The organism is Paenibacillus wynnii, assembly GCF_000757885.1.
GTDB lineage: Bacteria > Bacillota > Bacilli > Paenibacillales > Paenibacillaceae > Paenibacillus_AQ > Paenibacillus_AQ wynnii.
On sequence record NZ_JQCR01000003.1, the window covers coordinates 1,838,985 to 1,859,202 of the forward strand.

The following is a 20,218-nucleotide window of genomic DNA, read 5'->3' on the forward strand; positions in this document are numbered from 1 at the left end:
TTGAGACTCCTTATCAGCATAACAGAAGTTACGAAAAAAGGCGATGCACACCGCTTTGACAGAGGATGCATCGCTTAAGATAACGGACTATGATTATAAAAGCGAAACAAGCTGACTTCCGTACTGAAGTTCCCCGCCTTTGCTCCGGCAGACCTCCAGGTTAACATTCGGTTCAGGAAGTGAAGGATCATGCTGCAGAGATAAACTAAATAGCTCCCGAGCCTCCGTGAAACGTTCCTGAGAAGCTCTAATGCAGCCCATGGCATTATAAACCATTGCCTTCAGCTTCCTATTCCTTACCAAAGTCACCATGTGCTCCAAATGCACCCAAGCCGCTTCGCCTTCACCCTGATGAAGGAACGACATGGCTAAATACAAACGACCTGAAAGACTCTCCGGATAGCGGGTAATGACCGTCTTAAACTGCTCAATACATTGCGGGTACATAAGCAGTTTATAATACCCCTGTCCTCTGGCAAAGGACTCCATGGAGAGTTCTGGAGCTTCACGCTGAGGCGGTTCTTCTTCCATTTCCAAGGTTAAGTCCGTCCCTTGGTTAAAATCACTCATTTTCTCTGCAAACGCTAGCCACTCATCCATCACATCATCACTAAGGCGACGAAGCAGATTGTACTTGCATAAAAGCTCTTCCCGGCGGGCACCCTCCGCTGTAGGGTAATCAATAATGATTTCGCGTAGCATCTCGTTCATTTCAGCAAATAAATGTTGAAACACGGGACATCCCACCCTCACTGAAAATGAAATCAGTTCAACTTGCCTGACTTCATTTTTCGCCGAGAGCAGTCCTTTCATCCCTTCCATTGATTACATATATAATTGCTTAGGCTATTGTAGCGTGAATTTCGTGATCAACCTGCTTAAGCAGCTTATTATTATCGTCAACAAATACGACGGTTGGTTTATGAGTACTCAGTTCTTCCTGAGACAGCATTACATAAGAAATGATAATTACTGTATCCCCTGGATGCACCAGCCGGGCAGCTGCGCCGTTAAGACAAATTACTCCGCTTCCGCGCGGACCTGGTATCACATAAGTCTCAAGGCGGGATCCATTGTTATTATCAACGATCTGCACCTTTTCATTCTCTAATAAATCAGCGGCTTCCATTAAGTTCTCATCAATGGTAATACTGCCCACGTAATTTAAATTAGCTTCCGTAACCGTTGCACGGTGTATTTTGGACTTCATCATATGTCTAAACAAGAACGACAACCTCCTTCGGCGTGAATACAATATTATCTATAAGACGAGTTTTGCCGAACTTCACAGCCAACGCTATTATAATTTCACCATCTATAGTCATTAGGGAAGCATCGGCATCCAAAGAATCTAACCCTGGAAAGGTTAAAATCTCGGCATAATCAATATTTGCAAGCGGTGAACGCGAAATCACAGATACAAGTAATTGTTGTACCTCAGCCACTGTATTGGCTTTGCCTTCTTCAAAGGCTTGCCGGGCTTCTTGGAGTGACTGGGACAAGACAAGTGCCTGATCACGTTCTTCCTTAGATAAATAAACATTTCGTGAACTCAGCGCCAGGCCGTCACTTTCGCGTACAATTGGGCAGGCTATAATGTTAACATTCATGTTGAGGTCGGAAACCATTTGCCGCAATACAGCCACCTGCTGAGCATCTTTTAAACCGAAGAAAGCATAATCGGGTTGCACCATATTGAACAGCTTGGAGACTACGGTTGTAACTCCGTCAAAATGACCCGGACGCGAAGCTCCGCAAAGCTGAGTGGTCAGTGAGGTTACAGATACTTGGGTACGGATCGGTGTAGGATACATGACCTCCACACTAGGAATAAAAACAATATCGGCACCCTCCCGCTCGGCGAGTTCCAGATCTCTTTTCTCATCACGCGGATAGGATTCGAAATCTTCATTGGGCCCAAACTGCAACGGATTGACAAAAATACTCATCACGACCGTACCACACATTTCCCCGGCCCGGCGCAGAAGGCTCCCATGTCCCTCGTGTAAAAAACCCATAGTCGGAACCAAACCGATCGGTCCATGACCGCCACCGCGCATATATTCCATCGCTTCACGTAATTGCTCTACATTTCTTACCACTCTCATCTTATTTCACTCCTTTTCCGGCAGCGCCATATAATGATTCAAGTACGGTCTCATCCGCTGCAAAGATATGACTTTCATCAGGGAAGGAACGTTGCTTCACTTCTTGTACATATTGACTAATCCCTTCACGGATTAAGCTTCCAACATCTGCATAGGTTTTGACAAAACGCTTTTCCCGGTATGGGGATGCATAACGCAAGAGATCATGAAAAACCAGTACTTGACCGTCACAGTAACGACCCGCACCAATTCCAATGGTAGGGATACTAAGTTCTTTTGAAATAGCTTCGGCTACTTCTTCTGTAACCAGCTCCAGCACCACTCCAAACGCACCTGCAGCCTCCAGAGCCTTCGCTTCGTCCATCAAGCGTTTCGCATCCTGTGGATCCTTGCCTTGAACACGGTAACCGCCAATCATATTGACAGATTGAGGTGTAAGTCCTATATGACCAAGAACGGGCACACCTGCGGAAACCACTGAAGCCACAGTATTGCAAATCTCCAGTCCGCCTTCCATTTTGACGGCATGAGCACGGCCTTCCTGCATCAGTCTTCTTACGCTCCGCAGCGTCTCGTCAATTCCGCCGTGATAGGTCATAAACGGCATATCTGCAACGATAAAAGTATGCTCCGCACCGCGGGTCACTGCCCGGGTATGGTAGACCATGTCCTCAATAGTGACCGGCAAGGTAGAGTCATACCCAAGAACCACATTACCTAGAGAATCTCCCACCAGAATGAGATCAATTCCCGCTTCCTCAGCCAGCCGTGCAGAAGGAAAATCATATGCGGTCAGCATGCTTAGAGGCACACCATCCAATTTCATTTTTTTCATTTTCACAATGTTCAATGCTTGTTTTCCAGCCATTTAAGCTTCGCTCCCCTTTTTTGAATACATTTACGCGTCACTCGCGCAAACAAAAAAACCCTTTAGCATGTCCGCTAAAAAGGTCCGAAGGGCAGTAAGAAGAGTCACTCGCGTGTCGTCCCTTCTGTCTCGGTCCTTACGGCTCAGAGCAGAATCCAACGTAACCGATAACACAGTTATGAAGGTAAATCCAATGATTCATGAATTTCAAACGCTAAAGTTAATTCATACGCAGAGTGCAGTTCGTATCCTCTGATACTGCCTCTAGCCATAGTATACCAAATTGATTTCACAAATACACCAAAAAATATGACAAGGGGTGAACCCCTTGCCGAGTTATATCATCTCGATTTCACCGGAACACACACTGAATATCTGTCCATGATGATTTTCCAGCAGCAGTCCCCCGTCACTATCAAGCCCAACCGCCTTGCCTTCACTGCGCCCTTGAGCTGTATTCAGGGCAACCTGCCGACCTAGTGTCACCGATAGAGATTCCCAGAGCATACCGATAGGTCTAAATCCTTGCTCCAAATATAAAGAATATAGTAATTCCAGTTCAGACAGAACCGTTCCGGCAAGCTCTGCACGATCCACAGGAGCTCCTCCGCGTTCAATCATTAGCGAAGTTCCAATGCCTTTCAAGAAGTCCGGATAATCGTCCTCAGCCAGATTAGCATCTATCCCTATCCCTGCAATGCAGTACTGAAGCTGCCCTTCATTCATGCTGGATTCCAGTAAAATTCCGCATACCTTGCGCCCAGAGACCAACAGGTCATTAGGCCATTTGATCCCGGCTCCAACACCGGCAACTCGACGTATCGCTCTGCAAACCGCCACACCTGCTAACAAGGTAAGTTGAGGGGTGGAGTGTAGGGGAAGCTTCGGGCGAAGGATAACACTCATCCAAATGCCTTTCCCCCGCGGAGAATGCCATTTCCTGCCCATCCGGCCTCTTCCACCGGTCTGTTCTTCAGCGATGACCGCCGTCCCTTCCGGGGCTCCGTCTTCCGCCAGTCTTTTTGCTTCCTCCTGAGTGGACACTACCGTCTCCAGAAGCTGCAGCCCACCCGTCCAGCCCGAAGCGGAAGGCTCCCGTCTTAAATGGGCCAGCAGCAGCGTATCATAGTTGCTCATGTCCAACCATCCTTTTTACTTCTGCAAGTAATTGTTGTTTATCGTTAGGAATATCCCCTGTAGCCACCTTCAGCAGCAGCTCATTTAGAACTAACCCTAACCAAGGCCCGGGTCGTCTGTCCAAGGCTTCTGCCAGCTCAGTCCCTCCAACGGCCAGATCTGCAAGTCCGGTCACGGTCATGCAGGACATCCATGTCTGAGCCACAGCAGGGAAATCCTTAAGTTCGTCGGGGCTATCCGCAGGCAGCACTTTCAGCAGCGTCAGCCATCCGCAGGCGGCGTCCTGCCCGTGAGTCAGCACGGCGGCGATCCAACGCCGCCGCAGCTTGTCGGTGCCGGCCGGGTCCCCCGCCGGCACTTCTTCAAGGGCAGCGGTCCAAGCTTCGCGGACCCGCAGCACCCCGGCGACGCCGACCCGCGTCGCCCCCGGGAACGTCCATGCCCGCAGGAGCTCGTCGGCCTCAGCGGCCGACCGCCCCAGGGCATGAAGGAGCAGCGCCCACCGCAGGCGGGCGCTTTCCAGTTCCCCGATCCCGGCCACATAGGCGGCGGCTGCCGCCAGGTCGGAACCGATCCAGGGGAACGGGGCCTTGCCGCGCTGCAGCAGTCCGCTGCGCGAGAGCATACCGAGACCGCGCCACGGATGCGGTCCCTCCACAATTCTCTCCAGCTCCGCGCGGACACGCTCCACGGCGATATGCGCCAGCTTATCGCGCTGGCGCAGCAGCCCCCGCCACGTGTTCTTGGCAACGCTGAAGTCCAGCGTGGAGGCGAACCGTACACAGCGAAGCATACGCAGCGCATCCTCTTCAAAGCGCTCCTCAGCGTCTCCTACGCAGCGTACGAGACGACGATCCAAATCCTTCGCTCCGTAGAACGGATCGATAAGTTCGCCCTCTACGCCGCAGGCCATCGCATTAATGGTGAAGTCCCGCCGGCGGAGGTCTTCCTTCACATCTTTTACAAATACAACCTGCTCTGGACGGCGATGATCGGCGTATGTGCTCTCTGTCCGATAGGTCGTAACCTCGAAGCCGTACTTATCCTGCAGCACTGTAATTGTCCCATGTTGCAATCCTGTAGGAATGCAGCGGGGAAAGATAGATAAGACTTCCTCAGGTAAAGCGGAGGTAGTGATATCCATATCATGTACAGGACGGTTCAGAAGTTCATCACGAATGCAGCCCCCCACCCAAAAAGCCTCATGACCGTTTGCGGTCAGCCGGGTGACTACAATTTCGGCAGCCATCGCCATGCCGGGATCTGCCATTGTCCAATTCATACCTATAACCCCTTATCCTCGGACTGCGTCCATTCCGGGTACCTTGCAACCCAGTACTCGGTAATATATATCTTCATACTGTCTCGTAATTTTATCTTTATTGAAATCCTCACACGCCCGTCTGAGACATGCCTCCCTGAACTGCTGCGCTTTGTATTCGTCCGATAACAGAGTTATAGCGTAATCAGCCATAGCTGCCGTATCACCGACGGGTGCGAGAAAGCCGGTTTTTCCGTGCTGAATTAATTCAGGGATCCCCCCGGTCATTGAACCGATGGTAGGCACACCGCAAGCCATTGCTTCGAGTGCTACCAGACCAAAGCTCTCCTTCTCTGAAGGCAGCAGCAGCAAATCAGCCATAGATATAACCTGGGCGATTTCATCCTGCTTGCCAAGGAATCGCACTTTGTCCTCCAGCCCCATCTCAGCGATCTTAGCCTGTATCTTCGGCAGTTCCGGTCCTTCACCTACAAGTAATAGACGAGAAGGAAGCCGGGCGCTCACACGTGCAAAAACATCAATGACATCGCTGACACGCTTAACCGGACGAAAATTCGAAATATGCATAAGTATCTTCTCGTCAGGGGTAGCAAAATCATCACGTAAATCGGAAATATCACGCGGATAATAGACACGTTTATCTACAAAGTTATAAGTCAAGTCAATATTACGCGTAATATCGAGTGCGCGGTGCGTCTCCTGAATAAGATCCAATGATACGGCTGTTACTGCATCACTTTCATTGATTCCTAGACGAATAAGATCCTTAAGCGATTCATCATGGCCTAATACGGTAATATCAGTACCATGCAGCGTAGTGACAACCTTGATCTGATTCCCAAGCATCTGTTTAGCCAGAAGAGCACAAACCGCATGTGGAACTGCATAATGCACATGCAACAAATCAAGTCCTTGCATTTTGGCGACCTGAGCCATTTTGGTAGCCAGCGCTAAGTCATAGGGAGGATAACGGAAAACATAATAATCATTGACCTCAACCTCATGATAAAAAATATTTTTCTGAAACGTTCCAAGCCGGAACGGGATACTATGTGTAATAAAATGAACTTCGTGGCCTTTCTCAGCCAATAGCTTGCCCAGTTCAGTTGCTACAACACCCGAGCCGCCAAGAGACGGATAACAGGTAATGCCTATTTTCAACAACCGCTCCATCGTTCCGTCCCCCTCTCTGACCTCTGATTAAGGCTTCTGTACGCTCGAAGATCCTGCAGCGAACAACCCCACGGTATGGGGAACTTTAGTAGCAAAACCCTCCGCGTAAGGTATAAGTCTTCGCTGCCCGAGCAGCATATCTCTGGATCGTACTCGTTCTATATAACCGTCGTTTAAGGGGGTCGAGACAAAGTCCTCCCCCGGAGTCTTCTGAAATTGTGAACGATAGCAGGATAGCGCCTTTTCTTTATCTACGTAATGCTCTGTCACATCAACGATCAGATCCGTGCGCCCTAAATCATTTATGAAATAAAAATAAAGTTGAGGTGCCGATACTGCCGGCATATCCGGCAGATATTTACGGAGTTTGGCATTAAATACAGCTTCTTCAACCAGCTTGCTGCAAGCGATATGATCCGGATGCCGATCCTCCCAGTAGGGAGCAAACACAAGATCCGGAGAGTACTTGCGAATCTCCGAAGTCACTGCTGCCAAATGCTCCTCTGTTATAAAAAGACCCCTGTCAGGTAGTCCAAGGTTAGTTCTTACCTTAACCCCCAACACCTCTGCAGCCTGCTGGGCTTCCAGCTTGCGCTTTTCTACCGTACCGTTAGAGGACATCTCCGCAGCCGTAAGATCACACAAGCCAACTGAAAATCCAGCAGCCGTATGCTTCGCAATCGTTCCTGCCATTCCAATTTCAGCATCATCTGCATGGGCACCAAAGATAAGAATATCGAGCTTCATTCATCCACACCCGGTTTGTACTTATGTACAAGATCCCGCCAAGCAAAATCACCGCGGTCAATCGCCTTAACTAGAATCTCAGCTGTAGCAATATTAGTAGCTACCGGAATTCCGTAGACATCACAAAGCCGAAGCAGTGCTGTAATGTCCGGTTCATGCGGCTGAGCCATTAATGGATCTCGTAAAAAGATAATAAGATCAAGCTCATCCTGAGCGACCAATGCGCCTATTTGCTGATCTCCTCCCAGAGGTCCTGACATAAAACGGTGTATCTTCAGCTGGGTTGTTTCCATAATTCTTTGGCCTGTTGTTCCGGTAGAGTATAGCTCACGTCCTTCAAAGACATGTTCATAGGCGGTAACAAAATTAACCATTTCTTCTTTTTTGCGATCATGTGCGATAAATGCTACTTTCATCTGGCAGTTCTCTCCCATCTACTCAATAAAATGTTCAAAACCATATATCATTCCGGTATATTCCATAACCTTTTGAATGCCCAATTTGACACCCGGCATATATCCGGCCCGTTCATAGGAATCAGCCCTAATCTTTAAGGACTGGCCAAAACCTCCAAAGATAACCTCTTGTTGAGCAAATACTCCGGGAAGACGTACACTATGTATACGGAACCCGTTGTAATATCCACCGCGCGCGCCTTCAATCGTTTCTTCCTCTTGAGGATTGCCTTGACGAAGTTCCTGCCGGGCTTCAGAGATCAGCTCAGCTGTCTTTATAGCTGTACCTGAAGGCGCATCAAGCTTCTGGTCTCCATGATACTCGATAATCTCTAAGTGAGGGAAATATTTGGCAGCCTGTGCTGCAAACTTCATCATTAGGATTACGCCAATTGAAAAGTTAGGTGCAATTAAACCGCCTATCCCTTGATCCAGACACTGCTTGTCCAGCTCGGCAATCTGTTCAGGTGTGAACCCTGTAGTGCCAATCACGGGACGGACTCCATATTTAATAGCGAGTGCCGTATTCCTATAAGCAGATTGCGGTGTAGTGAAATCAACCAATACGTCAGCTGTACTTGACGCTAGCGCTTCCTCTAAATCCTCAGATACAACAATTCCGGCGTCCGGAAGGCCGGCGAGCCGGCCCGCATCCTGCTCTTGCGGAGAGCGGTCAACCGCCGCCGCCAGCTCCAAGGCATCATCCTGAAGTACAAGCTTCACCACTTCTTTTCCCATTCTTCCACCAGCACCGGCTACAATAACTCTGATTTTGTTACTCATTTGATGACTCCCCCGCTTTCATTGGTTCTATGGTTAATGCATATACTTTTGTAGTGATTTCTGAAGATCTTTCATTAATTGCCGCAACCCGGCGTCATCGGGATGCAAGGAGATTACTTCCTTCAAAGCAGCAATTGCCAGCATGTGTTCATTCATTCGACTATAGGCTAGAGCAAGCCATACATAAGCATCCCCGTTCAAGGGATCGAGCGTTACAGCTTCTTTTAATAAGGTAATAGGTCGGTAAGGATTGTCACTGTCCTTCTCTTCCGCTTCAAGCAATACTTTGGCTTCCTGAACAAGCGTTAAGCCCTTTAAATGCTGCAGGTGCAAAGTATACTCCGGCTTGCTGCGATCCAGCTTTACGGCAGCTTGAGCGTGTTCAATGGCCTTGTCTAATCTTCCGTTACGAGCATAGGTAATAGAGCAGCGGTAACGGACTTCCGCATCACCTGGATTTTCTGAAATTGCCGCTTCGAAACAAACAATGGCTTCTGCAAAGTCACTGCGCAGTATACAGCGGTATGCCTGCCTAATATAATCATCTGGACTCATATGCACCATCCTCACGGCTAAATGCCGGTCGTTTGGTACAGCATATGATAACACAGGTCAATCTGTGTGTTTTTTGGTCCATCGATCAGCATCGCGTGTATTGAATTTATGCATAACCTTATTATGCGCTTCCGTTAGATCAATACCTAAAGAATTGGCAAAACAAATCGTTATAAACATGATGTCTCCAAGCTCCAGCTCTATGGAATTATCCGCTTCATCTTGCCTTTTCGGTTTTTCACCGAATTGATGGTTAACTTCCCGCGCCAGTTCTCCGACTTCCTCGGACATTCGCGCTAGCATAGATAAAGGGCTGAAGTACCCTTCCTTGAACTGGGATATATAGGCGTCCACTTCACGCTGTATGTCACCAAGACTTTTTTCCATAAACAGTACCTCATCCTCCTTGCTGGATCTTGCCTTCTGTTTGCCCCTATGTTATCGTAAAGACGTTTTGAAGACAAATCTTTTTTAAATAATGAGGGATCATATGAATTCAACCAAAACATTTGCAATAACCAAAACCGTAGCACCCATCTTGCTCGGAACCGCTATTTATGCATTCGGGCTGCTCTATTTTATTATCCCTAACCAGTTAATGGAGGGCGGCGTAACGGGGATTACAATTCTTTTGAATTATGCCTTCCAAATCCCTATCTTCCTGACGACTCTAATACTGAATCTCCCGTTATTCTTTTTAGGGTGGAAAATTCTGGGAGGTAAGCAAATTGCCTATACAGGAGTTGGAATCGGAGCACTTACCTTCTTCCTGTGGTTGTTCGAAAGAATGATCCACTCCGGTTGGATTGTACCTTTCACTACAAAAAATGATTTCATTCTTGCTTCATTATATGCCGGGGTAACTTTAGGGGCGGGTCTTGGTATCGTTTTTCGGTTTGGTGGCACCACCGGCGGTGTCGATATCATCGCCAGAATTTGCGGACGGAACTTCGGTTGGAGTATGGGCCAGGTGATCCTTTCTATTGATATCCTTATTATTGGTGCTTCCCTGCTTTATATCCCCAGAGAAAAGATCCTATACACACTGGTGGCTGTATTTATTTCTTCCCGTGTTATTGACTTTATCCAAGAGGGTGCATATGCTGCTAAAGCCTTTACTATCATCAGCGATCACGCTCCTGAAATTGCCGATTTGATCACAGTGGAAATGGATCGTGGAGTGACGTTGATTCCTGCCATCGGTGCTTATTCCAAGCAGGCGAAGCATATGGTTTATTGTGTGGTTTCACGGCAGGAAATCCGCAGACTCAGCCAGCTAGTTAAGTCCATCGATCCTCGGGCATTTGTTATTATCAATGACGTTCATGATGTACACGGAGAGGGGTTCCGCGAAACCTAATCCTAATGCTCTTGCTACTTCACTTACAAAATTCACAAAAAGAGCCGTTGAATGGAGATTACCATTCAAATCGGCTCTTTTATATTAACTAATAAAGTTCAGCTCTATAGAACTGAACTTTTGATTTAAGGTGAATTCAAAGCCGATCATTGACTTCCAACGGGTTCGCATGGAAGCTTCTCATAAAAGTAGTAACATTAATTCGGATACAAGGCGCTGCTATCGCTCCTATGGTTTTTCATATTACCTTTCGTACCTTCTCGCTTCTGGACTACTTTCTACTCTCTTACATAAAATTAACCCTTTCCTACCGAAAAAACGGAGGAAGTCAGTGTAATAGATGTATTTTATACACTTATTTCTAGCCTTTGGCGCTCGGATGTATGGATAGATGTACTTTGTGCAACTAAAAACACGGATATGTCGGTTACACCCCGGAATACCCAAAAATAAGTGTATAAAGTGCAATTAAACACCCTAATGTGTGCTATGGGAGAAATATAAGTGTACATTGTGCAACTATATATATTGAAACTTCTGTAGGTTGACGATTTTGCCGCAGTGAATTAGACCGTTCTCCACCCTTTCTTATCTGCACGGTATTTGCGGTAACCGGTGTATACCAGCGCCCCCATAATGAAGCAAGCTGCGAGCATTGCCCATACCCCATATTCTTCCGGTGCCATAGGTAAAGATAAGGCCGGCTCATCTTTTTCTTTACCGAACAACACCCTCACAGCTTCTTGTCCATACGAGACAATCTCGAGCAGCCGTGTACGGTCAAGCGGCTGGGAAGAAGTAATCGCACCCGCTGCATAGGAAAGCCAGGAATCGAAGGTGTTAACCTCTTCAGCCGGCCGGGATATGATTACTGCCGGTCTAATGGTATCATAACGGCTTTGAAGACGCTGAAGTGCAGCTTTCCAAGCTGCAACATCATTAAGTGTTGAGCTTTTTTCCATGTTATTTAGATCCTCACGGATCAGCTTATAATATTGTGTCCAAATCGGCTGACGCGGGTGGTTAAGAGCGTTAGTCGCAAGTCGTAATTTAGCTGCAGCAGATTCCCAACGCTGGGGTGAAACCTCAACTCCGGCCACAGCCGCCTTGAGATCCATAATAACTCCTGACAGCGCATTAATACCTTCTACTGAAGTAAGACCCTCGAAGGAAGATGAAACAAACAGGCGGGATATATCCTCCGTCCCCTGTCGGACCTTGGTTACATCACCTTCCAAGACATGTCCATATAAAGTCTTTGCGGCTTGTTCCAATTGAAGTGCCCGGCTTTTGGCGTTCCCTTGCTCAGCACCGTTGCCAGCCCCGGCGGTATTACCAATAGTAGCTGCAAAGGCCGTAATTCCCCCTAAAGCCAGGTACAGTATCCAACAAAAGAGAAGAATAATAATTCGATAATACCCCTTACGCGGCATGAGACATCCCTCCTGCCTTATAGTTATGGCATAAGGACAAGGGTTAGAACACAAAAGGTTACAATGCCTGTTTACGCCCCTTTGGCAGCCAAGCTACAACTGCGCTAAACAAGGTCAAGACATAAGTGAACGTCTGAACTTTAACCACATCATCCTCAAGCACTCTTGGCAGCCATGGATATACCCCGTAAGAATAATCCACAGTATCATTAAATAGAGTCCAAAAAAGGGCAAGGGGAAGCATTTTTCGATAGAAAAAAAATCTGGCATATAGAAGGACTTCGATAGCCATCCCCGTATGGGAAATCATCAGCATCCAGTCTTTCCAGCTGATAACGTCTCCTTGATAGCCTCCGGCAACGATCATACTGACCGCCCATATCCCGTATTTAATCGATGTAATGACAGCTAGTGCTTCGATCAACCCACGCAAGGTTGTGACTGCTATGCTTTTTGGTGGGTAGAGCAGAAATAGCAGTGCTATGGTGAAGAAGAGACTGGCTGTCGGACTGTCAGGAACAAGCGGCAACAGCCAGAGCGGGTAATTGGCGGCAGTGTATTCGAGTTGATTTCCATACCATATGTAACCATAGATCGTCCCGAGGAAGTTAACGGTGAAGAGCAACCATAAGAACCACCGGTTTATAAGTATTTTTTCGCTCCATTTCCCAAGCATAGATCCATTATCCCCCCGAATTATCCCTACTGTACTTATTCTCACGCAAAAACCTGACCGCATATACGATCAGGCTTCGCGACATACTCTTATTTTACTGTTCACTTTTTTGTTTCGCAAGCCATCCTGCCAGATCATCAATATCCTTATCACTTAGACCCGCATCCATGGCAACATCATACATCTTGGGCATATTTCCAGTGCCCTCTTTGATTATCGTCAGAATACCTTCCTTGTCATGTGTATCTCCCACACCGCGGAGTGAAGGTCCTCCTCCACCCTTTAAATCGGTCGCATGACAGGAAATGCAGGTTGCTTGTTTAAATAAAGCCATTGCCGGATCATCCTTGTCCACTATGGCAACTTCTTTAGGTTTTACAGCACTGGAAGTAGGAAGGCCTTTGGCCTTGTTTTCTGCTGCCTTTTCTTCACGTTGAACATCCTCAGGGATTTGATTGGTTGCAGCCATCTCATGTTTGTAGTCGGTCCAGGCAGCATTTGTAAGATAAATAATAGCTACTAGGGAGAGAAACATTAATGATGAAGCAATCGGTCTGCGATAGAAACGACGTTCTCTGCCCGTGTCCAGAAACGGTGCTAGGAGAAGTGCTCCGAAGGCAACACCCGTAACCCCAAGTGTCCCAAGTACGATGTAGCTGCCTGATGCATAAGGAAGCTTCAAATATTGATATAGAAACAAGAAATACCAATCGGGAATCGGAATAACTGTTGCCGTGGCGCTCGCTGGAAAACCAAGCGGTGCCGGTTCAGAAATGGTGAGCACTAGTATTCCAACAAGCACAACTACCCCGACCATCCATTCTTTCAACAGAAAATTAGGAATAAAGGCTTCTGATTTGCCCGGATAAGCACTATAGTCTGGCGGTGAAATAAATCCATTGCCTTTACGTACACGTGTATCGCCGACATATACAATCTTTTCTTTGGATTTGTCCCCGTGTGCCATTATATTCCTCCTCTCTATAGGTTTGCTATTTTATAGCGGGCCTGAGATACCCTGTCTGCGGATCATAATAAAGTGTCCTACAAGCAGAGTAAGCAGTACCGCCGGGAGGAAGAATACATGAAGGGCAAAGAACCGGGTAAGTGTTTCTGCTCCGACTATTGTTCCGCCTTGCATCAGTTCCTTAAGCACCGGCCCCATAACGGGAACGGAATTAGCAATTTCAAGTGTAACTTTAGTGGCAAAGTATGCTTTGTTATCCCATGGGAGTAGATAGCCCGTTAACCCCAAGCCCAGCATCACGAAAAAGATCAGCATCCCCACTACCCAGTTCATTTCACGTGGAGCCTTATAGGATCCGGTAAAGAATACGCGCATGGTATGCAAGAACATCATTACGATAACTAGACTTGCGCCCCAATGGTGCATGCCGCGAACAATTTGTCCAAAGGCCACCTTAGTTTGCAAATATTCAACACTGGCATAAGCATTTATGATATCGGGAACATAATACATCGTCAGGAACATTCCTGATAAAATCTGTATAACGGTTATGAAAAAAGTAAGTCCGCCAAAGCAGTACACAAACGCCGAAAAGTGATGGGCTGGATTTACATGCTCGGGAACCTCATGATCAGCCACATCTCTCCAAATTGGCGTAATGTCCAAACGCTCATCGATCCAGTTATAGACATTTTTAAACATCAGATTTACGCCTCCTTGTTGACTTCGGAATTCGGAATGATATCACCCAGAAGTACCCATCCGTTTTCAATTTTCAGTGTGTATTGGTCTAGTGGTTTAGGAGCTACTTCAAGGTTCTTGCCCGCCTTTGTGTAGCGCGCTCCGTGGCAAGGACAATGATATTCATCAGGAGTGCTTTTGTTATTATTCCAGCCCACCGTGCAGCCTAAATGCTTACAAACAGGTGAGAGTGCATAAATTTCTCCTTTTTCATTTTTACGAATCCAGGCAGTTAGTGTAGCAGTACTCGCATACCAACCATCCTGCTGCTGAAGCTCGAAGGTGAATTCCTGAGGTTGATCTGTAATGATCTTGGTCTCCGCTACCTTAATGAAATCCCCTTTGCCTTTCTTATGTAGAATGGGGTCCACAGCAAAACGGACCATGGGGAGGATCGCGCCGGCTCCCATAAAGGCTGTTGCGCCGCCGAGCGTGTACGTTAAAAATTGTCTGCGTGACATTTCTTTGCGGCCGGGTGGTTTGTCGGGCCAGGTCTCTTGTTGCTCATTATGGCTGCTCATATTGTTATAACCCCCTCTTCAAAGTATCAAGCACCTATCAGTGAAGCCCCAAAGATGCCATATTTCTCTGATATTTCTCTTTTCGTCTAAGACCATGGCCATGCCGCCACAATCATTTATAATGCGTTTTCAATGATAATAATCACATGTCATATAAGATCAACCTAATCATATCTTATGGTTCTAAAAACCGTCAAGAATATTGTCCGTTTTGTGACAAGCTGAAAAGTAATTACCCGTTAAAATTGTCGCTAATTAGACACATTTAAAGTGGAACACCTTTAAGCCACAGTTCTTGTATTTTCTCAGCTGTAAATGCCTGCACTTCCTTGCTCGTAAGTTCTCTAAAATGAGGCAGGGAAAGAACTAAATCGCTTTCAATAATCTTGCTCTCTGAAATGTCTATATCAGCAGTCAATACGATGGCATAGCGGAAATTTTTGGATTTGACATTACAGCATAACTCATTAATAAGCTTCAGTGAATGCTCTCCTCCATATTGTAAAACCGGATATGTAACTATACGCCCGCGAAAAGGCTTTTCAATTATGTCCATGAAATCTCGTAATCTCTCTAAAGCGGCAACGGTTTCCACAGGACTTTCCGATCCCTTCAATCCAGTGAACGGAATAAGACATGTATCATAAAAACCGCGATGCTCTTCCCAGCTAACCGAATCAAAATCACTGAATTTCATTATCGAACCTCTCCCCTTACAATAGTCTTCTCAATACTACAACACGAAGAAACGGAAATCCTGTTCTATTTTGAACAGAATCCGTTTCTTAAGAGATTACAAGGACGATACAGCCCGCGCTGTACTCCTTTATGCCAAGCTCTTTAGTTCTTCAGTCAGATTTCGGAAAGCTGCCTCATCTCCGGCAGCCAGCGCTGTGTCGATCTCCCGGTACAAGATGTCGCTACGGCGCTTACGCAGCGCTTCGTCCCACACCATTTCCGCCGCTAGACCCAGCATCACTTCATAGGTAGCCTTCATTTTGTCCATTCGATACACCTCCGCTGTTTAAAAAATCCTGTATTCTTTGCCTTTCTTCACATAACTCTCAGCCGTATGCGCCATTCTGAGCAGGTCTTGTTCGGTCAATTCACGCACAACTTTGGCAGGTGAGCCCAAAGAAAGCGTATAGGGTGGGATTATTTTGTTTTCGGTTACAATAGATCCTGCTCCTATTAAAGCATATTCACCAATCTCTGCACCGTTCAAAACAATTGCACCCATTCCAATTAATGTACCCTTACCTATTTTACAGCCGTGAATAATAGCTCCATGTCCTACAGATATGTCATCTTCTAATATCAGAGGCACACCTTCACCGACGTGACCTATCGCACCATCTTGGATATTACAGCGTTCCCCAATTATAACCGGTGCCAAATCTCCCCGAAGTACAGCGTTGAACCAAATACTGGAGTCACGTCCAACCTTCACGTCACCGACCAGCTTTGCTCCTTCCGCAATATAAACGGAACCATCCAGCTGCGGTATGTAAGAACCATAACCAATCCGCACTTCCCTCTCCCCCTTGCCACTACATCAACTGCTTGGGTTTAGCCGCCTCTTTTCCCCAAGGAGTAACTTTTGCCACAAGCCCCTCTGAGGTCTCCCCAAGACGTATCAACCCTAAATGCAGCATCATACGCAAAATACGCTTCTCTAAAATTGAACTGGCATCGTCATAATAAAACGGCTTGATTAACCACCCTACGGACTCCTGTAGTGAAGAAACAGTAACCCATTCACTTGTGCAGAGGCTGATCCAGTAAATTAGGGATGGCAGGTTTGGAATTGCGCCTTTATACAGTCTTAACCAAAAGGAGTATAACTGCATCAGGCTCTCGCATTTTCCTTCCTCAACAATCAAATGACCTGAATGAGATAACTTGAGGCGTGACCCTTCCTCCGTAATCCAGCGACGGTGGCGAGCATAGTCATACAGCAGGGCCAACCTCGGCGGATAGTGTTCGAAGGCTCTTCCGTATCCAAAAGTCCACCCCCCTTTAGTAAGGAGCGGCTCGGGAACGTGAAGGGCATTCACAAGACCCTGTTGATATCTTTTATACAGAGCGCCTTCTAAATTCAACTCCGGCTCGTTATCTTTAATATAACGTAGCAGTAAGAGGAGATCCAGGGCACTCATATCACCTTCATCTCTGTAGATATCAGGCTCAATGCTGAATACGACCCGTTCTCTGATATGTTCCCCCATGTGATCCCGGAAGCGCTCCTTCAGATCTATGGGCACCTGAAACAAATAACGGGTCTGCTGGGAAGGACCGCTGAATATCCATCCGCTACTCTTAAAACGGGCTACGACATCCCGGTAGCTTCCTTTCTTATCCACTGTTTCATCAAATGTAGCTTGACGGGCTGCAGCAAGCAAATCCTCAAGACTGAAGTAGCTTCTCTCATCAAACAATAACATGTTCATGAAGCGCAGGTCACCCGGAGAGCACTCCTGAATGTGAGCCTTCATGAAATCTCTGCTGCCTAGAGTGATTAATATGTTCTGAATCAGGTCGTGCTTGGAGTTTCGTTTGCAATCGCATTGGTATCGGCCCGCAATAGCGGTCAACTGCCCAATGTCTGCATAGGTGAGCATATCCGCCAGATTCATCTTTTATCGCCTCGCCGTTTTACTACCATTATGGGAAATACTAGCCATTTTATTCCCTTAAATGCAAAAAAAATAACCCGTGTCGCCGGGTTAGTGCTGCTTTTGCAGGATATGTTGGGAACAATTGTACAACAAAGGGTTCCATACCTGTTCCTTTTTCTCCAAAATAGTTAGTGATAAATTGCCAATTCGTTCTGAATATTTATCTTTATACAACGCATTGTAGAGCTGAGCCAGAAATCCCCCGTGAGATACAACTAGGATATTACGCCCCGAATATTTTGTAGAAATGTCCTCCATAAAGGCAAGCGCGCGGCACTGTAACTGTTCGTCTTTTTCTTGACCCAAATCGAGCTGATTCCAATCCTTACCCCATTTATGTTCACGTTCTTCTGCTGTAAGTCCTTCGACCTGTCCATATGCACGCTCTCTGATCCTAGAATCAGGGGCTAGCAAAGGAAGCTTAAGCTTGGCAGCAATAATTGCCCCGGTCTCTTCTGCACGAGAAAGGCTGCTGGTAATGCAATAATCCCATTGGTAGGTCTCCTGCCGAAGTCGGTCTGCCAGCATTTCTGCTTGTTGTCGACCTTCGTCATTTAGTGGAATATCACTTTGTCCCTGAATTTTCCCTACGGCATTCCAATCTGTTAACCCATGGCGTATTAAGCCAATTATCATTAGCGCACCTGTCCTCTCTCGTGTTTTGTTTCTTAATGTACCACGGATAAATTCAAAAGTCTTCTTTTTAAGCATATTGGGGGCATCAGCCCATCAAAAAAAGCTCTCTTTACAAATTCGTAAAGGAGCTTCTTATGATCTACGGTACCGATTTAATCGTGTTAAAGAGATCACGGATAATGTTATACCAAGCATAGACAATATCATCCAATATTGCGGGTGAGACGGTCCCATATTTGCAACGAGAGGTTCAATAATACCATTATCAGCGGCTGTCGCAGGGTATGAAGACGTCCAGTCTACTGTTAATCCGGCCACACCTGTATCTACAATACCACTTTGCGATGCAGTAAGGTTCCCGGGATCTTTAAACATTGTAAAGTAAAGGAAGCTGCACAAAAACACAGCCAGAAAGCACGCTATCCAAAGACTGATTCTACGGCGGAAAGTTGTTGAATTACCTGCCGTTTTCCCGTCACCTGGCAACAACCAAGGACTCTCTAGATAAATCCGCTCCATTACACTGGCATTTATAACTTCAGCTCGTTCTTCACTAACTTCTTCCTTCATTTCTAGCAAAAGCAGACTGCTCTCCTGCCATATCGCCCATTCATGCGCACAAGATGGACAACCTGCAATATGCTTCTCTAACATAATCCGCCTAAAGTGTGTGGGGGGAGCGTCCCACAAGAGCGGAATATTGTCCTGCGCTTCCCTGCAGTCCATAGGCCTTACACCCTCTCAACCTGCTCTTCAAATACAGGCTCATAAAAATAGGATTCGAGTTGGAGCTTCACGCTGCTCCTGGCACGAAACAAGAGTGATTTCACAGAGCTTACACTCTGATCTAAAATCACAGCAATTTCCTGATAATCCATCTGGTCATATTCACGCAGGATCAGCGCCGAGCGCTGCTTCTCTGGAAGGTTGTTAATCGCATCTCGAACTAAATTCATTCGTTCTTTTCGAAGTGCAGCCTGTTCAGGAGCAACCTCTTGCGGAGCTACTGGTGTATATCCACTTTCTTCTAACGAAACATTACCCGAACGATGTTTTCTAAGCTCGCTTAGTACAGTGTTGCGAGCAATCGTATACAACCAAGTTGAAAAAGATGCATCAACTTCACGGAAGGAATGCAGACTTCGGAACGCCTTATAGAACGTCTCTGAACAGAGGTCCTCTGCGATCAGCTCCATATGGGAGTTTTTTAGCATATGATAGACAAATGCCAGTATCTTGCGCTGGTACCGGCGCATCAATTCCGAGTAAAGTTCTGTATCCCCTTGTTTAATTAGCTGGATCAACTGGGAATCCGTCATGGTGGGATTGGCCCTCCTCGCCCTTGCAAGTATAATCCCATCCGGTCCTAGTTATTAGTACCGGGCAGGTCTTAAAAAGTTGCGGTCTCATTCAATGAAATGCTTATGTATATTCACATACCCAATATTCCAGGAATGCTTCAGTTCGTCGACAAATATAGTATTCTCTAAAAATACTTTCTCTATTGTAACACACTTCCCTATAAAATTTCATTAACTTGGTAGATTCGCAAAATTAGAAAAATATAAAATTACATTATTTTTTAAGTAATCAACCGCTCATAAACCCCGGAACCGCACCGATACTTCGATATTTCAGCGATCGGTATATCTTTCAAAATCTCTCCACTTCTTTCTCCTATATATTTCTTTTTTTATTTCTTAATATCCATATTAATATTATCATTGTAAACACCGATGACCTTACCAGTCGTTCTAACATTTTATGTTCCATGCTATTTCATATAGAACACATTTTCCCTCTTAACTTCAAAAGCTGGAGCGATTTCTAGGCTATTGATATCGAAGGAGCACAATCATCACCTCAATGAACCTCCGATTATTTGCCTTGTATCAATGCATTTTTACAAGCTAGGGATTGATTGGTAAATAGGTATTGACAGAATGTAAACGTATACATATAATAAAAGTACAGTATGGTTTCTCTCCACTCCTATCCAAAACTGCTGCTCTTAATGAGCAAAGGCCGCTTTTTGTAAGCGGTCTTTTTTTTGTCTATTTTTTGAACAACCCATAACAAAAAACCGGGGCAAAGGCCC

25 protein-coding genes are annotated in these 20,218 nt (G+C 46.3%); 1 reads left to right on the top strand and 24 read right to left on the bottom strand.

Annotation, left to right across the window (positions count from 1 at the left end; all coding sequences use genetic code 11):
• Positions 1 to 93 precede the first annotated feature (93 nt).
• The 12 genes from PWYN_RS23940 to PWYN_RS23995 all read right to left on the bottom strand — a co-directional run bounded on the left by PWYN_RS23940 (position 94) and on the right by PWYN_RS23995 (position 9,495).
• The gene (locus PWYN_RS23940; protein WP_036657093.1) at positions 94 to 735 is read right to left on the bottom strand and encodes a tetratricopeptide repeat protein; all 642 of its coding nucleotides are present in this window, start codon (positions 733 to 735) and stop codon (positions 94 to 96) included.
• Between the two features lie 106 nt (positions 736 to 841).
• Positions 842 to 1,225 carry an aspartate 1-decarboxylase gene (panD, locus tag PWYN_RS23945; RefSeq protein ID WP_036657095.1) on the bottom strand — a complete coding sequence of 128 codons (384 nt, stop codon included), beginning with the start codon at positions 1,223 to 1,225 and terminating at the stop codon, positions 842 to 844.
• The gene (gene panC / locus PWYN_RS23950; RefSeq protein ID WP_036657098.1) at positions 1,218 to 2,108 is read right to left on the bottom strand and encodes a pantoate--beta-alanine ligase; all 891 of its coding nucleotides are present in this window, start codon (positions 2,106 to 2,108) and stop codon (positions 1,218 to 1,220) included. Before panC ends, panD begins: the two co-directional genes overlap by 8 nt.
• A 1-nt stretch (position 2,109) precedes the next feature.
• Entirely contained in the window at positions 2,110 to 2,976 is an 867-nt protein-coding gene (panB, locus tag PWYN_RS23955) for a 3-methyl-2-oxobutanoate hydroxymethyltransferase (protein WP_036657100.1), read from the bottom strand.
• A gap of 336 nt (positions 2,977 to 3,312) precedes the next feature.
• A complete protein-coding gene (locus PWYN_RS23960; RefSeq protein WP_052088369.1) occupies positions 3,313 to 4,113 on the bottom strand; it encodes a biotin--[acetyl-CoA-carboxylase] ligase in 801 nt (266 codons plus the stop codon).
• Positions 4,100 to 5,395 (bottom strand): CCA tRNA nucleotidyltransferase, encoded by a 1,296-nt coding sequence (locus PWYN_RS23965; protein ID WP_036657102.1) that lies wholly within the window; start codon positions 5,393 to 5,395, stop codon positions 4,100 to 4,102. Before PWYN_RS23965 ends, PWYN_RS23960 begins: the two co-directional genes overlap by 14 nt.
• Positions 5,396 to 5,407: 12 nt before the next feature.
• Entirely contained in the window at positions 5,408 to 6,568 is a 1,161-nt protein-coding gene (bshA, locus tag PWYN_RS23970; protein ID WP_036657105.1) for an N-acetyl-alpha-D-glucosaminyl L-malate synthase BshA, read from the bottom strand.
• A gap of 27 nt (positions 6,569 to 6,595) precedes the next feature.
• Complete coding sequence (bshB1, locus tag PWYN_RS23975) at positions 6,596 to 7,315, bottom strand: bacillithiol biosynthesis deacetylase BshB1 (RefSeq protein WP_036657107.1); 720 nt, start codon at positions 7,313 to 7,315, stop codon at positions 6,596 to 6,598.
• Positions 7,312 to 7,731: a methylglyoxal synthase gene (gene mgsA / locus PWYN_RS23980; protein WP_036657109.1), complete on the bottom strand. Its 420-nt coding sequence runs from the start codon at positions 7,729 to 7,731 to the stop codon at positions 7,312 to 7,314. Before mgsA ends, bshB1 begins: the two co-directional genes overlap by 4 nt.
• Positions 7,732 to 7,749: 18 nt before the next feature.
• Positions 7,750 to 8,553: a 4-hydroxy-tetrahydrodipicolinate reductase gene (dapB, locus tag PWYN_RS23985; RefSeq protein ID WP_036657112.1), complete on the bottom strand. Its 804-nt coding sequence runs from the start codon at positions 8,551 to 8,553 to the stop codon at positions 7,750 to 7,752.
• A gap of 33 nt (positions 8,554 to 8,586) precedes the next feature.
• The gene (locus PWYN_RS23990) at positions 8,587 to 9,108 is read right to left on the bottom strand and encodes a tetratricopeptide repeat protein (protein ID WP_036657114.1); all 522 of its coding nucleotides are present in this window, start codon (positions 9,106 to 9,108) and stop codon (positions 8,587 to 8,589) included.
• Positions 9,109 to 9,165: 57 nt separating this feature from the next.
• Complete coding sequence (locus PWYN_RS23995) at positions 9,166 to 9,495, bottom strand: nucleotide pyrophosphohydrolase (RefSeq protein ID WP_036657116.1); 330 nt, start codon at positions 9,493 to 9,495, stop codon at positions 9,166 to 9,168.
• 103 nt (positions 9,496 to 9,598) lie between these two features.
• Between PWYN_RS23995 and PWYN_RS24000 the strand changes: the two genes are divergently transcribed.
• Positions 9,599 to 10,468 (top strand): YitT family protein, encoded by an 870-nt coding sequence (locus PWYN_RS24000; protein WP_036657119.1) that lies wholly within the window; start codon positions 9,599 to 9,601, stop codon positions 10,466 to 10,468.
• Positions 10,469 to 11,034: 566 nt separating this feature from the next.
• Here the strand turns inward: PWYN_RS24000 and PWYN_RS24005 are convergent.
• From PWYN_RS24005 to PWYN_RS24060, 12 genes are all read right to left on the bottom strand, one after another.
• A complete protein-coding gene (locus PWYN_RS24005) occupies positions 11,035 to 11,901 on the bottom strand; it encodes a sporulation protein YpjB (protein ID WP_052088371.1) in 867 nt (288 codons plus the stop codon).
• A 58-nt stretch (positions 11,902 to 11,959) separates the two neighbouring features.
• Positions 11,960 to 12,577 (bottom strand): DUF1405 domain-containing protein, encoded by a 618-nt coding sequence (locus tag PWYN_RS24010; RefSeq protein WP_036657121.1) that lies wholly within the window; start codon positions 12,575 to 12,577, stop codon positions 11,960 to 11,962.
• Positions 12,578 to 12,671: 94 nt separating this feature from the next.
• Positions 12,672 to 13,544, bottom strand: coding sequence for a menaquinol-cytochrome c reductase cytochrome b/c subunit (locus PWYN_RS24015; RefSeq protein ID WP_036657124.1), 873 nt, complete (start codon positions 13,542 to 13,544; stop codon positions 12,672 to 12,674).
• Between the two features lie 30 nt (positions 13,545 to 13,574).
• Positions 13,575 to 14,246, bottom strand: coding sequence for a menaquinol-cytochrome c reductase cytochrome b subunit (qcrB, locus tag PWYN_RS24020; RefSeq protein WP_036657126.1), 672 nt, complete (start codon positions 14,244 to 14,246; stop codon positions 13,575 to 13,577).
• Between the two features lie 5 nt (positions 14,247 to 14,251).
• Complete coding sequence (locus tag PWYN_RS24025) at positions 14,252 to 14,806, bottom strand: QcrA and Rieske domain-containing protein (protein ID WP_036657129.1); 555 nt, start codon at positions 14,804 to 14,806, stop codon at positions 14,252 to 14,254.
• A gap of 265 nt (positions 14,807 to 15,071) precedes the next feature.
• Positions 15,072 to 15,503 (bottom strand): DUF2487 family protein, encoded by a 432-nt coding sequence (locus tag PWYN_RS24030; protein ID WP_036657131.1) that lies wholly within the window; start codon positions 15,501 to 15,503, stop codon positions 15,072 to 15,074.
• A gap of 129 nt (positions 15,504 to 15,632) precedes the next feature.
• Positions 15,633 to 15,812, bottom strand: a complete 180-nt coding sequence (locus tag PWYN_RS24035; RefSeq protein WP_036657134.1) for an IDEAL domain-containing protein — start codon at positions 15,810 to 15,812, stop codon at positions 15,633 to 15,635.
• Between the two features lie 18 nt (positions 15,813 to 15,830).
• Positions 15,831 to 16,337, bottom strand: a complete 507-nt coding sequence (locus PWYN_RS24040; protein WP_036657136.1) for a gamma carbonic anhydrase family protein — start codon at positions 16,335 to 16,337, stop codon at positions 15,831 to 15,833.
• Between the two features lie 19 nt (positions 16,338 to 16,356).
• The gene (locus PWYN_RS24045; protein WP_036657139.1) at positions 16,357 to 17,442 is read right to left on the bottom strand and encodes a hypothetical protein; all 1,086 of its coding nucleotides are present in this window, start codon (positions 17,440 to 17,442) and stop codon (positions 16,357 to 16,359) included.
• A gap of 90 nt (positions 17,443 to 17,532) precedes the next feature.
• Positions 17,533 to 18,120: a histidine phosphatase family protein gene (locus PWYN_RS24050; RefSeq protein ID WP_036657142.1), complete on the bottom strand. Its 588-nt coding sequence runs from the start codon at positions 18,118 to 18,120 to the stop codon at positions 17,533 to 17,535.
• A gap of 132 nt (positions 18,121 to 18,252) precedes the next feature.
• Positions 18,253 to 18,846, bottom strand: a complete 594-nt coding sequence (locus PWYN_RS24055) for a zf-HC2 domain-containing protein (RefSeq protein WP_036657144.1) — start codon at positions 18,844 to 18,846, stop codon at positions 18,253 to 18,255.
• Positions 18,847 to 18,851: 5 nt separating this feature from the next.
• Positions 18,852 to 19,439 (bottom strand): RNA polymerase sigma factor, encoded by a 588-nt coding sequence (locus PWYN_RS24060; RefSeq protein WP_036657147.1) that lies wholly within the window; start codon positions 19,437 to 19,439, stop codon positions 18,852 to 18,854.
• Positions 19,440 to 20,218: the final 779 nt, after the last annotated feature.

Bases quoted from the DNA above. Each gene is read 5' to 3' on its own strand.
- panC (WP_036657098.1), bottom strand. From the start codon at position 2,108: ATGAGAGTGGTAAGAAATGTAGAGCAATTACGTGAAGCGATGGAATAT.
- panB (WP_036657100.1), bottom strand. From the start codon at position 2,976: ATGGCTGGAAAACAAGCATTGAACATTGTGAAAATGAAAAAAATGAAA.
- PWYN_RS23960 (WP_052088369.1), bottom strand. From the start codon at position 4,113: ATGAGCAACTATGATACGCTGCTGCTGGCCCATTTAAGACGGGAGCCT.
- PWYN_RS23965 (WP_036657102.1), bottom strand. From the start codon at position 5,395: ATGAATTGGACAATGGCAGATCCCGGCATGGCGATGGCTGCCGAAATT.
- bshA (WP_036657105.1), bottom strand. From the start codon at position 6,568: ATGGAGCGGTTGTTGAAAATAGGCATTACCTGTTATCCGTCTCTTGGC.
- bshB1 (WP_036657107.1), bottom strand. From the start codon at position 7,315: ATGAAGCTCGATATTCTTATCTTTGGTGCCCATGCAGATGATGCTGAA.
- mgsA (WP_036657109.1), bottom strand. From the start codon at position 7,731: ATGAAAGTAGCATTTATCGCACATGATCGCAAAAAAGAAGAAATGGTT.
- dapB (WP_036657112.1), bottom strand. From the start codon at position 8,553: ATGAGTAACAAAATCAGAGTTATTGTAGCCGGTGCTGGTGGAAGAATG.
- PWYN_RS23990 (WP_036657114.1), bottom strand. From the start codon at position 9,108: ATGAGTCCAGATGATTATATTAGGCAGGCATACCGCTGTATACTGCGC.
- PWYN_RS23995 (WP_036657116.1), bottom strand. From the start codon at position 9,495: ATGGAAAAAAGTCTTGGTGACATACAGCGTGAAGTGGACGCCTATATA.
- PWYN_RS24000 (WP_036657119.1), top strand. From the start codon at position 9,599: ATGAATTCAACCAAAACATTTGCAATAACCAAAACCGTAGCACCCATC.
- PWYN_RS24005 (WP_052088371.1), bottom strand. From the start codon at position 11,901: ATGCCGCGTAAGGGGTATTATCGAATTATTATTCTTCTCTTTTGTTGG.
- PWYN_RS24010 (WP_036657121.1), bottom strand. From the start codon at position 12,577: ATGCTTGGGAAATGGAGCGAAAAAATACTTATAAACCGGTGGTTCTTA.
- PWYN_RS24015 (WP_036657124.1), bottom strand. From the start codon at position 13,544: ATGGCACACGGGGACAAATCCAAAGAAAAGATTGTATATGTCGGCGAT.
- qcrB (WP_036657126.1), bottom strand. From the start codon at position 14,246: ATGTTTAAAAATGTCTATAACTGGATCGATGAGCGTTTGGACATTACG.
- PWYN_RS24025 (WP_036657129.1), bottom strand. From the start codon at position 14,806: ATGAGCAGCCATAATGAGCAACAAGAGACCTGGCCCGACAAACCACCC.
- PWYN_RS24030 (WP_036657131.1), bottom strand. From the start codon at position 15,503: ATGAAATTCAGTGATTTTGATTCGGTTAGCTGGGAAGAGCATCGCGGT.
- PWYN_RS24035 (WP_036657134.1), bottom strand. From the start codon at position 15,812: ATGGACAAAATGAAGGCTACCTATGAAGTGATGCTGGGTCTAGCGGCG.
- PWYN_RS24045 (WP_036657139.1), bottom strand. From the start codon at position 17,442: ATGAATCTGGCGGATATGCTCACCTATGCAGACATTGGGCAGTTGACC.
- PWYN_RS24050 (WP_036657142.1), bottom strand. From the start codon at position 18,120: ATGATAATTGGCTTAATACGCCATGGGTTAACAGATTGGAATGCCGTA.
- PWYN_RS24055 (WP_036657144.1), bottom strand. From the start codon at position 18,846: ATGGACTGCAGGGAAGCGCAGGACAATATTCCGCTCTTGTGGGACGCT.
- PWYN_RS24060 (WP_036657147.1), bottom strand. From the start codon at position 19,439: ATGACGGATTCCCAGTTGATCCAGCTAATTAAACAAGGGGATACAGAA.